The organism is Saccharothrix sp. NPDC042600, assembly GCF_040647305.1.
Lineage (GTDB): Bacteria > Actinomycetota > Actinomycetes > Mycobacteriales > Pseudonocardiaceae > Actinosynnema > Actinosynnema mutabilis.
This window is the reverse complement of sequence record NZ_JBEZBW010000151.1, coordinates 1-13,980: the sequence shown is the minus strand read 5'-3', so window position 1 is coordinate 13,980 and position 13,980 is coordinate 1. Positions and strand designations below refer to the sequence as shown.

Sequence of the window (13,980 nt, the reverse complement as noted above, 5' to 3'; positions counted from 1 at the left end):
CCGCGCATCCGCCGCCCCACACCGCCCGCCCCGGACACAGTCCCGCGCCTCGCCCCGCGCAGCCCCACACCCCCCGGCCGGGTCGCCGATGAGCCCGTTCACTTACCCGACCGCCGCCCCGGCGAAACCCGACTTACTCGATCCAGTTCCGGCCCACCCCCGACCCACCCACTGGTACCGCGCCGGACCAGCCCAAACACCCACCCTGACACCGCCCCGCCCGCCACCACCGGCACCCACCGGCACCCCACCCCAACCCCCACCCGGTTACGCTGGCTCCACCCCGCTGACCAGGCATTTATAACGGCGAATTGCGGAACGCGCGTGTACTACATCACGCACAGTGACGATCAGTGGGTTATCTCACCAAATCGCGCTAGTCGCGGCCCGATGGGTTGCCTTCGCTCATCACCACGGGTTACGTTCCCCGCCGCATGTCACGGTTCGGTCACCAAAGGGACACGGCGTCGCTCCCCGAAAGCGCCGCCTCCTGGATCCCCCGCCAGGCGTCCCGACCGGGCTCCCCGATGCAAGGAAGGCATACCTTTGGCACGGCATACCAAGGCCCGTGGTCGCAGCGTGTTCAGCACGCGCCCGAGCGCCACCGGCAAGCGTGGTGCGCACCGCGCGGAGGATGACAGAAAGCCCGTTTCCGGCAAGGTCGCGGCCGTCGTGGCGCTCGGCGCCCTGGCCAGTGTCGGCGCCACCAGCGGCGGCACCGAGATCACGCCGTTGGCCGCCAGCACCGACCTGGCCGCCGCGATCGCGGTGTCCGGCGCTCCCGAGGCGGCGCACACCACGATCCACACCCGGCACGAGATCGAGCCCGGCCTGGAGGCCGCGAAGCTCATGCGCTCCGAGGGCCTGATCGCCCGGCAGCACGTCGGCCTGGCCATCCAGCACGCCTCCAACGGCTACACGGCCCGCCAGGCGGAGCTGAAGCGCCAGCAGGAGGCCGCCGCGGCCGAGGCGGCGCGCGTCGCCGCGGAGCAGGCCGCCAAGAAGGCCGCCGAGGAGGCCGCCCGCCGGCCCAAGGTGGCCAAGCCCGCCGAGGGCTCGTTCACCTCCGGCTTCGGCGCGCGGTGGGGCACCACCCACTACGGCGTGGACATCGCCAACTCCATCGGCACCCCGATCCTGTCGGCGATGGACGGCGTGGTCATCGAGGCCGGTCCGGCCAGCGGCTTCGGGCTGTGGGTCCGGGTCCAGCACGGCGACGGCACGGTCACCATCTACGGCCACGTGAACGAGATCCTGGTCAGCGAGGGCCAGCAGGTCGCCGCCGGTCAGCAGATCGCGACCATGGGCAACCGCGGCCAGTCCACCGGCCCGCACCTGCACTTCGAGGTGTGGCTGAACGGCTCGCAGAAGATCGACCCGGTCGGCTGGCTGCGCGAGCGCGGCATCTCCCTCTGACCACATACCGACTGGTCGGTACCTGAGGTACGGTTGGCCCCGTCACCCGAAGTGGACGGAGGCGAACCGTGAGCCGTTGGGGAATCACGCTGCCGTTGGTCGGCGTTCCCGTGCTCGACCACCGCGAGCTCGTGGCCGAGCTCGGCGACCTCGGCTACACCGACATCTGGTCGGCCGAGACGGCGGGCACCGACGCGTTCACCCCGCTGGCCCTGGCCGCGCAGTGGTCGGACCTGCGCCTGGGCACCGCGATCGCCCCCGTCTACACGCGGGGCCCCGCGACGCTCGCCATGACGGCGGCGACCCTGGCCGAGGTGTCGGGCAACCGGTTCGTGCTCGGCATCGGGTCGTCGTCGCCGGCGATCGTCCAGCGCTGGAACGCGGTCGAGTTCACCGAGCCGTTCAAGCGGACGCGGGACACGCTGCGCTTCCTCAAGGCGGCGCTCGCGGGCGAGAAGGTCACCGAGCAGTACGACACGTTCGCCGTGCGCGGGTTCCGGCTGGAACGCGCGCCGGAGCGCCGCGTGCCGATCATGCTCGCCGCCCTGCGCCCGAACATGCTCCGCCTCGCGGGCCGCGAGGCCGACGGCGCCATCACCAACTGGCTCGGCGCGGCAGACGTGCCGAAGGTCCGCGCCGAGCTGGGCGACAAGGAACTCGCGGCGCGCATCTTCGTGTGCCCGACCGAGAACGCCGAAGCCGCGCGCGGCCTCGGCCGGATGCTCATCAGCACCTACCTCACCGTCCCCGCGTACGCGGCGTTCCACGACTGGCTCGGGCGCGGCGAGCTGCTGCGGCCGATGCACGAGGCGTGGCAGGCGGGCGACCGCCGCAAGGCCGCCGAGGTGATCCCGGACGAGGTGGTGGACGACCTGGTCGTGCACGGCAGCGTCGACCACTGCCGCGCGCGGGTCGCCGAGTACGCGGCCAACGGCGTGGACACGCCGGTCATCGCCGTGCTGCCCACGGGCGCCGACCAGCTCGACCTGGTGCGGGCCTTGGCGCCGGGGGCCTGACGTGGCCCGGAAGACGACGCCCGAGCGGATCGTCGACGCGGCGGTCCGCCTGTTCGCCGCGAAGGGGTTCGACGCGACCACCGTGCAGGAGGTGGTCGAGGCGGCCTCGGTGACCAAGGGCGCGCTCTACCACTACTTCGGCTCCAAGGACGACCTGCTGTTCGAGATCTACCGGTCGCTGATCGGCCGGCAGATGGCCGACCTGGACCGGATCGTCGCGGCGGGCGAGGACGCGGCGACGACCGTGCGGCGGATCATCGTGAGCCTGGTGGAGACGACGGCGGAGAGCGTCGACGAGACCGCCGTGTTCGTGCGCGAGATGCACCGGCTCGACGCCGAGCGGATGGCGGCTTTCCGCGCCGAGCGCCGCCGTTACCACGAGACTTTCCGCGCGGTGGTGGAAAAGGCGCAGGCGAACGGCAGTTTCAGTTCCCGCGTGCCCGCCGACACGGCGGTGTTGATCGCGTTGGGTGTGGTGAACCAATTGCCGACCTGGTACCGGCCGGACGGTCCGAAATCGCCGGAGCGACTGGCCACCGAGATCGCCGAGTTCGTGTTGGCGGGCCTGCGCCCGTGATGTTCCCGGATTTCCGGGCAAGGGAGGGATGCGGGCTTTCCTGCGATTCAGTCCTTGACGTGCGCCCGTAGGGTGGCCAGGGCTTTGTCCGCGTGGGCGGCCATGGCGAATTCGGACTTGATGACGTCCAGGATCGTGCGGTCGGTGTCGATGACGAAAGTGTGGCGCTTGACGGGCAGTGGGCCGAAACGGCGTTTCACGCCGAAGTGCTCGGCCACCGTCCCGTCCTCGTCCGACAGGAGCGGGTAGTCGAACGTGTGGCGGGTGGCGAATTCCTTCTGCTTCGCCACCGGGTCGCGGCTGATGCCCACGCGTTGGGCGCCCACCTCCGCGAATTCCGCCGCCAGGTCCCGGAAGTGGCAGCTCTCCGCCGTGCAGCCCGCCGTCATCGCGGCCGGGTAGAAGAACAGGACCACCGGGCCGGACGCGAGCAGGTCGCCCAGGCTCGTCGGGGTGCCGTCCTGGTCCGGCAGGGTGAAGTCGGGCGCGGTGTCGCCTGGTCGCATGCTCGGTCCTTCCCACAGGGTGTCGATCACGTTCCTCAGGGTGTTCGCCCGCGGTCCACCGTACGGTTCTCGCTAGGCTCGTAGCCAGGCCGGGAGGTGTGAGTTGACCAGCATGTCCGACGTGGCGCGGGCCGCCGGGGTGTCCGCGGCGACCGTGTCGCGGGCGTTGCGGGGCGAGCCCGGGGTGTCCGAGGCGACCCGCCGCTACGTCACCGAGGTGGCCAAGCGGATGCGGTACGCCATCGCGCGCGACGCCTCCAGCCTCGCCGGCGGGCGCAAGTACGCGGTCGCCGTGCTCACCGCCGACGTCGGGCGCGGGGACCTGCTGGCCGGGGCCGAGGGCGCGCTGCGCGCGGCCGGGTACGACGTCCTGCTCTACGTGCTGCGCGACGCGGAGGCGCGGGCGCGGTTCTTCGAGGAACTGCCGCCGCTCGGGCGTCGGGTGGACGGCGTGCTGGCGTTGTCGGTCACACTGACCGACGAAGAATCCCACGCGATCGGGGCACTGGACCTGCCGCTGGTCGCGGTGCGTGACGACGACCTGCGCGAGGCGCTGCGGCTGGCCGCCGGGCACGTGTTGGAACTGGGCCACCGGGACGTCGCGCTGGTGCTGCCCGAGGACGTGGACGAGTCCTACGACGAGCTGCTGGTGGCCGAGGGGCTCAGCGTGCGTCCGGAGTGGACGTTGTGGTCGTCCTCGACGGTCGCGGGCGGTGAGCAGGTGGTGGACGTGCTGCTGGACGGCGACCGGCTGCCGACCGCCGTGGTGTGCGGGAGCGGGCAGGTGGCGCTGGGCGTGTTCCTGCGGCTGCGCCGCGACGGGCGGGACGTGCCCGGTGACGTGTCGATCGTCAGCCTGGACGGGCCGGACCTGGTCAGCGCGGTCGGCATCACGGCCGTCGAGGGCGCGTGGCGGGAACGCGGCGAGCACGCCGTCGGGCAGCTGCTGGCCGCGCTGCGCGGCGAGGCCGACGACGCCAGGCCGCCGTCGGTGCACCTGGTGGTCCGGGAATCGACCGCCCCGAGGTGAACCGCCTGCGACCATCGGGTGACCAGCACCACCCCGCCTGGCCGGCGCGCACCGGGTGAGACGAAGCTGTCCCACGTGGACGACCAGCTTGCGGCACTGGCCGACGCGCACGGCGTGGCGACTTGGTACGAGGACGCGGAGCAGAAGCGGGCGGACGTCGATCCCGACGTCGTGGTGGCGGTGCTCGCCCAACTGGGGGTCGATGCCTCGACCCCGGAAGCGGTCCGAGCCGCCCTCGACGCGCCCAGACCCGCGCCGAGGACGGTCGTGCTGCGCGAAGGCGACCGCCTGGACGAGCCGGGCACCCTCACCCTGGAGGACGGCGGCACGCTCGACCTGCCCGCCGTGCCCCCGTCGGGCTACCACCGACTGGGTGACCGCACGGTGATCGTCGCGCCGCGCGCCCTGCCGCCGGTGCCGAAGACGTGGGGCTGGATGCTCCAGCTCTACGCCATGCGCTCGGACGAGTCGTGGGGCATGGGCGACTTCGCCGACCTGGCCACCATCGCCCGCCGCAGCGCCGCCGAGCTGGGCGCGGGCGTGCTGCTGGTCAACCCGGTGCAGGCGGTCAGCCCGACCGTCCCGGTGGAACGGTCGCCGTACTCGCCGTCGAGCCGCCGCTACGCCAACCCGCTCTACCTGCGGATCGCCGACACCGACGCCTACCGACGGGCCGACGACGAGACCCGACGCCGCGTCGACGCCCTGCGCCCGGACAACGACACGGACCTGATCGACTACGACGCGGTCTGGACGGCGAAGAAGGCCGCCCTGGAGCTGCTGTGGGAGAGCCTGTCGCACCCGGATGGGAGAATGACCCCCGGGGGCGGCTCAGCCGGAATGTCGTACCCGAATGCGACAATGGAGACGGGGGCCGGAGGCCGCGAGCTGCGCGACTTCGCCCGGTTCTGCGCGTTGGCCGAGAAGCACGGCCCCGACTGGCGCACCTGGCCCGAGCAGGACCGCGACCCCGCCACCGCCCAGGCCGACCCCGACCGGGTCGCCTTCCACGCCTGGCTCCAGCACCTCTGCGAAGCCCAGCTCGCCACCGCCCGCGAAGCCGCCGGCGGCATGGCCGTCGGCATCGTCCACGACCTCCCCGTCGGCGTGCACCCCGGCGGCGCGGACACGTGGGCCGTCCGCGACGCCTTCGCCCCCGACGTCCGCGTCGGCGCGCCGCCGGACGCGTTCAGCCAGTTGGGCCAGGACTGGAACCTGCCGCCGTGGCGGCCCGACCGGCTCGCCGAGCAGGGCTACGAGCCGTTCCGCGCGGTCCTGCGCAGCGTGCTCAGGCACGGCGACGGCATCCGCATCGACCACGTCGCCGGGCTGTGGCGGCTCTGGTGGATCCCGCCCGGCGAACCGCCCAAGCGCGGCACGTACGTGCGCTACGACGCCGACGCGATGCTGGCCGTCCTCACGCTCGAAGCGCACCGGGCGGGCGCCGTCGTCGTGGGGGAGGACCTCGGCACGGTCGAGCCCAAGGTCACCGAGCAGCTGCACGCGCACGGCATGCTCAGCTCCGCCGTCCTGTGGTTCCAGCGCGACTACAAGCAGCCCGGCCACCCGCTCAAGCCGCCGCACACCTGGACCCCGACCGCGATGGCGAGCGTCTCCACCCACGACCTCCCCACGGCCGCCGGTTTCCTGCGCGCCGAACACGTTCGGGTGCGAGCCGAACTGGGGCCGTTTGAAGGTGACGTCGAGGGGGAATACCGGGCTGCCGCCACCGAGCGCGCCGAACTCGAAGAACTGCTCAAGCGGGAAGGTGTCCCTGCCGATGACCTGGTTACCGCGCTGCACGCCCTACTAGCGAAGGCACCGTCCCTGCTGCTGCTCACATCGCCCCAGGACGCCCTCGGCGAGGTCCGCCAGCCGAACCTCCCGGGCACCGTCGACCAGTACCCGAACTGGCGCATCCCGCTGCCGGTCCGGGTCGCCGGCCTGTTCACCGACGCGCGCGTCCTCCGGGTCGCGGAGGTGCTCCGTCGATGACCGGAAACACTCTCGTCACCGCGGTTCCCGCATCCGCGGGGTATCGTCAAGCCGTCACCCGCGCAACGGTTGGAGGTGGCATTCACCCGTGAACACCGAGCTGGTGTCCCGCACCGGGCTGGTGCCCGAACAGATGATCTCCCCGGCCCCCGCCGACGTCCTCGAACTCGCCGTCGAGCGCGTCCTCGCGGCCGTCCGCCCGTCACACCTCACCGACCCGCTGGCCGGCGCCCACGCCGCCGAGAAGTCTCTCCGCGAAGCCCTGCGGACGGTCGACGGCGCCAGCGCCGACGACGCCTACGGCAGGGCCGTGGCCTGCGCCGAGGCCGCCTGCGAGCACCTGCGGTACGCCGAGTTGCAGGAGGCGAGACTCCTGCTGGTCGCGGCCCGCGGACAGCTCGTCCGGTCGCACTCCGGCAGGGCATGATCTAGAACGGTAGGGGTTGACCCGCTCGTCCCGGAGGAGCACTGTGCGACCCTGGCCCGGAACGCCCTACCCGCTCGGCGCGGCCTACGACGGCGTCGGCACCAACTTCACCCTGTTCTCCGAGGTGGCGGAGTACGTCGAGCTGTGCCTGTTCGACGAGGACGGCACCGAGGAACGCGTGCGGCTGCCGGAGGTGGACGGTTTCGTCCACCACGGCTACCTCCTCGGCGTCGGCCCCGGCCAGCGCTACGGATTCCGCGTGCACGGCCCGTACGACCCGGAGCAGGGGTTGCGGTGCAACCCGAACAAGCTGCTCATCGACCCCTACGCCAAGGCGATCACCGGCGGCGTCGACTGGCACGAGTCGCTGTTCGGCTACCCGTTCGGCGAGCCCGACGAGCGCAACGACCTCGACTCCGCCGGGCACGTCCCGCTGTCGGTCGTGGTCAACCCGTTCTTCGACTGGGCCAACGACCGGCCGCCCAAGACGCCCTACAACGAGTCGGTCATCTACGAGACCCACGTGCGCGGCCTGACCATGCTGCACCCCGAGGTGCCCGAACGGCTGCGCGGCACCTACGCGGGCCTCGCGCACCCGGCGGTGATCGAGCACCTGAAGTCGCTCGGCGTGACCGCGGTCGAACTGATGCCGGTGCACCAGTTCATCACCGACCACGGGCTGTCCGAGAAGGGACTGCGCAACTACTGGGGTTACAACACGATCGGGTTCTTCGCGCCGCACGCCGGTTACGCGGCGCTACCCGACCAGGCCGGCCAGGTGCAGGAGTTCAAGGGCATGGTCCGCGCCCTGCACGAGGCGGGCATCGAGGTCATCCTCGACGTGGTCTACAACCACACCGCCGAGGGCAACCACCTCGGTCCGACGATCTCCATGCGCGGCATCGACAACCAGGCCTACTACCGGCTGGTGGACGACGAGCCGAAGTACTACATGGACTACACCGGCACCGGCAACTCGCTCAACGTCCGCAGCCCGCACACCCTCCAGCTGATCATGGACAGCTTGCGCTACTGGGTGACCGAGATGCGCGTGGACGGGTTCCGGTTCGACCTCGCCGCCACCCTGGCCCGCGAGTTCTACGACGTGGACCGGCTGTCGACGTTCTTCGACCTGGTGCAGCAGGACCCGGTGGTCAGCCAGGTCAAGCTGATCGCCGAGCCGTGGGACGTCGGACCCGGCGGCTACCAGGTCGGCAACTTCCCGCCGTTGTGGACGGAGTGGAACGGCAAGTACCGCGACACCGTCCGCGACTTCTGGCGCGGCGAACCGGCGACGCTGGGCGAGTTCGCCTCGCGCGTCACCGGCTCGTCGGACCTGTACCAGGACGACGGCCGCCGCCCGTACGCGTCGGTCAACTTCGTCACCGCGCACGACGGGTTCACCCTCACCGACCTGGTGTCCTACAACCGCAAGCACAACGACGCCAACGGCGAGGACGGCCGTGACGGCGCGGACGACAACCGGTCGTGGAACTGCGGCGTCGAGGGGCCGACCGACGACCCCGAGGTGCTGGACCTGCGCGCCCGGCAGCGGCGCAACCTGCTCGCCACGCTGTTGCTGTCGCAGGGCGTCCCGATGATCCTGCACGGCGACGAGCTGGGCCGCACCCAGCAGGGCAACAACAACGCCTACTGCCAGGACAACGAGCTGTCCTGGGTCGACTGGACGCTGGTCGAGAAGAACAAGGACCTGCTCGACTTCACCTCCGCGCTCACCGCGTTCCGCCGGGCCCACCCGGTGCTGCGCCGGCGGCGGTTCTTCCAGGGCAAGCCCATCCGCAAGGGCGACGAGCTGCGCGACATCGCGTGGTTCACACCTTCGGGCGAAGAGATGACCGAGCAGAACTGGGAGGACGACTTCGGCCGCTGCGTCGTCGTCTTCCTCAACGGCGAGGGCATCCCGGACCTGGACCCGCGCGGCATGCGCGTGCTCGACGACTCGTTCCTGCTCGTGTTCAACGCCCACCACGGAGACATCGAAATCACTCTTCCGGATGACAGTTACGGTCCGCAGTGGACGGTCGTGGTGGACACCTTCGCCGGGGTGGTGCGCGAACCGGACACCGGCGAGCCGGTGCCCGCCGGCGGCACGGTGACCGTGCCCGCGCGGTCCCTGCTGGTGCTCCAGCGGACGGGCGTCGAATGACCGCCCCGGACCGGGGAGCACCCGCCTCGACCTATCGCATCCAGTTCACCCCCGACTTCACCTTCGCCGACGCGGAGGCCGTCGTGGACTACCTCGACGCGCTCGGCGTGGGCGCGCTCTACGCGTCACCGCTGCTGGAGGCCGTGCCGGGCTCGACGCACGGCTACGACGTGGTGGACCCGACCAGGGCGCGCGAGGAGTTCGGCGGCGAGGCCGGCCGGCAGGCGCTGGCCAAGGCGGTGCGGCGGGCCGGGCTCGGGCTGGTGGTGGACATCGTGCCCAACCACATGGCCACCGGACCGGAGAACCCGTGGTGGTCCGACCTGCTCGCCCACGGGCGGGAGTCGAGGTACGCGAAGTACTTCGACGTGGACTGGTCCTCCGGCAAGCTGCTGCTGCCCTTCGCGGGCTCGCCCGAGGAGGAAGAGGAGCACGAGCACTACCGGCTGGTGTTCTGGCGGCGCGGCAACGCCGAGCTGAACTACCGGCGGTTCTTCGACATCACCACGCTGGCGGCCGTGCGGGTGGAGGACCCGGAGGTCTTCGAGGCCACGCACGGCGAGGTGCTGCGCTGGGTCGCGGCGGGCGAGGTCACCGGGCTGCGCGTGGACCACCCGGACGGGCTGGCCGACCCCGGCGCGTACATGCGGCTGCTCAAGCGGCGCGCCGGGTGCTGGGTGGTCGTGGAGAAGATCCTGGGCGTGGACGAGGCGCTGCCGGCGTCCTGGCCCGTCGAGGGCACCACCGGCTACGACGCGCTGCGCGAGGTGTGCGGGCTGTTCGTGGACCCGGCGGGCGAGGGCCCGTTCACCGCGCTGGCGGCGGAGTCGGGCGTGGCGACGGACTTCCCCGCCGTCGAGCACGAGTGCCGGGACCTGGTCGCGCGCGGCATCCTGCGGGCCGAGGTGAAGCGGATCGCGGCGTTGGTGGACCACCCGGACCGGGCGTTGGCCGAAGAGGCCGTGGCGCAGGTGATGGTCGCGTTCCCGGTGTACCGGTCCTACCTGCCGGAGGGGCGCGACGCGTGGGACGCGGCGGTGGCCGCGTGCACCTGCCCGGCGGTGCGGGCGCTGGACGAACAGGTCCGGGCCGACCCGCACGGGGAGCTGGCGACCCGCATCCAACAGACCTCCGGGATGGTCGTCGCCAAGGGCACCGAGGACACCGCGTTCTACCGGTACAGCCGGTTCGTGGCGCTCAACGAGGTCGGCGGCGCGCCGGACCGGTTCGGCGTGCCGGTCGAGGAGTTCCACCGGCGGGCGGCGGCGCGCGAGGCCGGGTCGCCGGCGGCGATGACCGCGCTGTCCACGCACGACACCAAGCGGTCGGAGGACGTGCGGGCGCGGCTCGCGGTGCTCGCCGAGATCCCCGACGAGTTCGCCGACGCGGTGCGCCGGTGGACCGCCGAGTGCGGCATCGACGAGCCCGCGCTGAACATGCTGGCCTGGCAGTCGCTGGTGGGCGCGTGGCCGATCACCGCCGACCGGATGGCCGCCTACCTGGACAAGGCGGCCAAGGAGTCCAAGGTCCGCACCACGTGGATCGACCACGACGAGGAGTTCGAGGCGGCGGTCGCGGCCTGGCCCACGCGGGTGCTGGACAGCCCGCTGGGCGGGGACGTGGCGGCGTTCGCCGAGCGGGTCGTCGCGCCGGGCTGGTCCAACGCGCTGGGCCAGAAGCTGGTGCAGCTGGTCGCGCCGGGCGTGCCGGACGTCTACCAGGGTTCGGAGCTGTGGGACCTGTCCCTGGTCGATCCCGACAACCGGCGGCCGGTGGACTACGACGTGCGGCGACGGCTGCTCGCGCGCATCCGGGACGGGTGGCTGCCGGCGGTGGACGACTCCGGGGCGGCCAAGCTGCTGGTGGTGCACCGGGCGTTGACCTTGCGGCGGGAGCGGCCGGAGCTGTTCCGCGGGTACCGGCCGTTGTGGGCGTCCGGGCCGGCGGCGAAGCACGTCGTGGCGTTCGAACGGACCGGTCTGGTCGCGGTGGCGACGCGGTTGCCGGTGGGACTGGCGGCGGGCGGCGGGTGGCGCGACACCGTGCTGCCGCTGCCGCCCGGCGACTGGACCGACGTGCTGACGTCCCGGCCCGCGCGCGGGCACCTGGGCGAGATGCTGGACCACTACCCCGTGGCACTGCTGGTGCGAGGAGATTCGTGACGTTCTCGGTGTGGGCGCCTGCTCGTGATCGTGTTCAGGTGCGGGTGGACGGGCAGGACCACGAGATGACCGCCGGGGACGGGGGGTGGTGGTTCTCGGCCGTCGAGGGCACGGACTACGCGTTCGTGCTCGACGGCGAGGCGCTGCCCGACCCCCGTTCGCGGTGGCAGCCCGACGGGGTGCACGGGGCGTCCCGCGTCTACGACCACTCGGCCTTCGAGTGGACGGACTCGGCGTGGACCGGGCGGCCGTTGCAGGGCGCGGTGATCTACGAGCTGCACATCGGCACGTTCACGCCGGGCGGCACGTTCGACTCGGCGCTGGAGAAGCTCGACCACCTGGTGGACCTGGGCGTCACGCACGTCGAGGTGATGCCGGTGAACGCGTTCGACGGCACGGCCGGGTGGGGCTACGACGGCGTGCTGTGGGGCGCGGTGCACGAGCCGTACGGCGGGCCGGACGGGTTCAAGCGGTTCGTGGACGCCTGCCACGGGCGCGGGTTGGCCGTGCTGCTGGACGTGGTCTACAACCACCTCGGGCCCTCGGGCGCGTACCTCGACCGGTTCGGGCCCTACTTCGCGGGCCGCAACGACTGGGGTCCTGGGCTGAACCTCGACGGGCCGGACGCCGACGAGGTGCGCCGGTACGTCGTGGACAACGCGGTGAGCTGGTTGCGCGACTACCACGTGGACGGGTTGCGGCTGGACGCCGTGCACGCGTTGGTGGACCGCAGCGCCGTGCACGTGCTGGAGCAGATGGCGTCCGAGGTGGACGCGTTGTCGGCCGGGTTGGGCAGGCCGTTGACGTTGATCGCCGAGTCGGACCTCAACGACGCGCGGCTGGTGACGGCGCGCGAGGCGGGCGGGTACGGGCTGGACGCCCAGTGGGCCGACGACCTGCACCACGCGCTGCACGTGGCGTTGAGCGGCGAGACGTTCGGCTACTACCCGGACTTCGAGGGCCGGTTGGCGCAGACCCTGGAGGGCGTCTTCCTGCACGCGGGCACCTGGTCGTCGTTCCGGCACCGCCACCACGGGCGGCCGGTGGACAAGCGGCTGCCCGGCTACCGGTTCCTGGCCTACCTGCAGAACCACGACCAGATCGGCAACCGGGCGGTCGGGGACCGGCTGTCCGCGTCGGTGTCGCCGGGGCGGCTCGCGGTGGGCGCGGCGCTGGTGTTCTGCTCGCCGTTCACGCCGATGCTGTTCATGGGGGAGGAGTGGGCGGCGGGCACGCCGTGGCAGTTCTTCGCGTCCTTCCCCGACCCGGAGCTGGCCGAGGCGGTGCGGACGGGCCGGCGGCGGGAGTTCGCGCGGCACGGGTGGGGCGAGTCGGAGGTGCCCGACCCGATGGACCCGGCGACCGTCGAGCGGTCCACCCTGCGGTGGGACGAGCCGGAGCGCGAACCGCACCGGTCGGTGCTGGAGCTGTACCGGTCGCTCATCGCGCTGCGCCGGTCCCGGCCGGAGCTGGCGGACCCCCGGTTGGACCGCTTCCGGGTCGACGTCGTCGGCGACGCGCTGGTCCTGCACCGGGGGTCGTTGCGCGTGGTGGGCAACCTCGGCGGGGCCGCGGAGGTCGAGCTGCCCGCACCGGGCGAGGTGCTGCTCGCCTCCGCCGAGGCGAAGGTCGTCGGGCAGGTCGCGCACCTGCCCGCCGAGTCGTTCGCGGTGGTTCAGTTGTCCGGTTGAGGCGTGCGGTGTTCCGGGAGCCAGCCGACCTCGGCCAGCTTCTCCGCGAGCAGCCGGCCGGCCAGGCTGACCTGGTCGGCCAGGTGTCTTCGCACCTCCGGCAACGGGGCCACCGCGTCGTTCGCGGCGTCGTAGGCCGCGACGAGGCTCCGCGCGGCCTGCACCACCTCCTCCACCCCGGGCCACTCGGAGTGCTCGGGCTGCCCGTTCGGCAACGCGGTCCGGTGCACCGCCCGAACCGCCCGACGCGCGCCCAGTTCGGCGGCCAGGTCGATCAGCTGCACGGCGATGGTGTGCAACTTGACGTTGTGGTGTTGCGACATGCTGACCAGCAGTCGGAAGCCCTCCTGGGGCGTGCACCCCTGGACGGCCGCGATCAGGCCCGTGGCCTGTCCGATCACGGTGCGGGTCTGCACCGCTCGGCGCAGTCCCGCCACTTCCGCTTCCAGGCTGGCGATCCGCGCGGCGAGCGTGTTGTCCAGTCCGTCGTCCCCGACCACGGTCGGGCTCCTCTCGCACGTCGAAACTCGTGGTCAGCGCGTGCGACGGACATGCGGTGCCAGCCCCGCAAGCCCACAGCTGTGACGCTGACCAGGCGCCTCGGGGGTACCGGGCGCCGGTTGGCTTGCGGCTGGCTTTTCAACCGCGTAGACGATCACCGTAGTAGAGGCCGGGCTTCCGCGAAAACCGGAGGGTCCTCCTTGACTTTGACCTGCGGTTTCTCTTGACGCTCCGCTGGTCTCCGATGCGCTTCGCTTCCTCAAGCCTGACGCGCTGACGCGCTCTCGGGCGTGGTCGCGCTGCGCGCTCTCAAGATCAAAAGCGCCTCGCCGGCGGGCAGGCCCCCGGGGGTGGAAGGGCGTCGGTTCGTCCCCCGCACGGCCTGCCGGAGGCAACCACCCTTCGCTCCTCTTCGCAACCGGAAAAGCTGGTTGCGAAGAGGAGCGAAGCGCGGTTGGGCTGCGCCCAGGCCGTACGGGGGACGAACCGAGG

The 13,980-nt window shown here is 72.0% G+C and carries 11 protein-coding genes; 9 read left to right on the top strand and 2 right to left on the bottom strand.

Annotated elements, in window-relative coordinates; all coding sequences use genetic code 11:
- The first annotated feature begins 579 nt into the window (after positions 1-579).
- The 3 genes from AB0A74_RS40285 to AB0A74_RS40275 all read left to right on the top strand — a co-directional run bounded on the left by AB0A74_RS40285 (position 580) and on the right by AB0A74_RS40275 (position 3,009).
- A complete protein-coding gene (locus AB0A74_RS40285; RefSeq protein WP_358258143.1) occupies positions 580-1,416 on the top strand; it encodes a M23 family metallopeptidase in 837 nt (278 codons plus the stop codon).
- Between the two features lie 68 nt (positions 1,417-1,484).
- Complete coding sequence (locus tag AB0A74_RS40280; RefSeq protein WP_358258141.1) at positions 1,485-2,432, top strand: LLM class F420-dependent oxidoreductase; 948 nt, start codon at positions 1,485-1,487, stop codon at positions 2,430-2,432.
- A gap of 1 nt (position 2,433) precedes the next feature.
- Positions 2,434-3,009, top strand: a complete 576-nt coding sequence (locus AB0A74_RS40275; RefSeq protein WP_358258139.1) for a TetR/AcrR family transcriptional regulator — start codon at positions 2,434-2,436, stop codon at positions 3,007-3,009.
- A gap of 47 nt (positions 3,010-3,056) precedes the next feature.
- Here AB0A74_RS40275 and AB0A74_RS40270 read toward each other — a convergent pair whose 3' ends face one another.
- Positions 3,057-3,515, bottom strand: a complete 459-nt coding sequence (locus AB0A74_RS40270) for a peroxiredoxin (RefSeq protein WP_358258147.1) — start codon at positions 3,513-3,515, stop codon at positions 3,057-3,059.
- Positions 3,516-3,627: 112 nt separating this feature from the next.
- Between AB0A74_RS40270 and AB0A74_RS40265 the strand changes: the two genes are divergently transcribed.
- The 6 genes from AB0A74_RS40265 (at position 3,628) to treZ (ending at position 12,987) form a co-directional block, all read left to right on the top strand.
- Entirely contained in the window at positions 3,628-4,545 is a 918-nt protein-coding gene (locus tag AB0A74_RS40265; protein ID WP_358258145.1) for a LacI family DNA-binding transcriptional regulator, read from the top strand.
- Between the two features lie 75 nt (positions 4,546-4,620).
- Complete coding sequence (gene malQ, locus AB0A74_RS40260) at positions 4,621-6,540, top strand: 4-alpha-glucanotransferase (protein WP_358258137.1); 1,920 nt, start codon at positions 4,621-4,623, stop codon at positions 6,538-6,540.
- A gap of 88 nt (positions 6,541-6,628) precedes the next feature.
- Positions 6,629-6,967, top strand: coding sequence for a hypothetical protein (locus AB0A74_RS40255; protein ID WP_343934928.1), 339 nt, complete (start codon positions 6,629-6,631; stop codon positions 6,965-6,967).
- A 43-nt stretch (positions 6,968-7,010) separates the two neighbouring features.
- Positions 7,011-9,134: a glycogen debranching protein GlgX gene (glgX, locus tag AB0A74_RS40250; RefSeq protein ID WP_358258135.1), complete on the top strand. Its 2,124-nt coding sequence runs from the start codon at positions 7,011-7,013 to the stop codon at positions 9,132-9,134.
- On the top strand, positions 9,131-11,296 hold the full coding sequence (treY, locus tag AB0A74_RS40245; protein ID WP_358258133.1) for a malto-oligosyltrehalose synthase: 2,166 nt from the start codon (positions 9,131-9,133) through the stop codon (positions 11,294-11,296). Before glgX ends, treY begins: the two co-directional genes overlap by 4 nt.
- Positions 11,293-12,987 (top strand): malto-oligosyltrehalose trehalohydrolase, encoded by a 1,695-nt coding sequence (treZ, locus tag AB0A74_RS40240; RefSeq protein ID WP_358258131.1) that lies wholly within the window; start codon positions 11,293-11,295, stop codon positions 12,985-12,987. The genes treY and treZ overlap by 4 nt, the downstream gene beginning before the upstream one ends.
- Here treZ and AB0A74_RS40235 read toward each other — a convergent pair.
- Positions 12,972-13,487, bottom strand: coding sequence for an ANTAR domain-containing protein (locus tag AB0A74_RS40235; protein ID WP_358258129.1), 516 nt, complete (start codon positions 13,485-13,487; stop codon positions 12,972-12,974). The genes treZ and AB0A74_RS40235 overlap by 16 nt on opposite strands.
- Between the last annotated feature and the right edge of the window lie 493 nt (positions 13,488-13,980).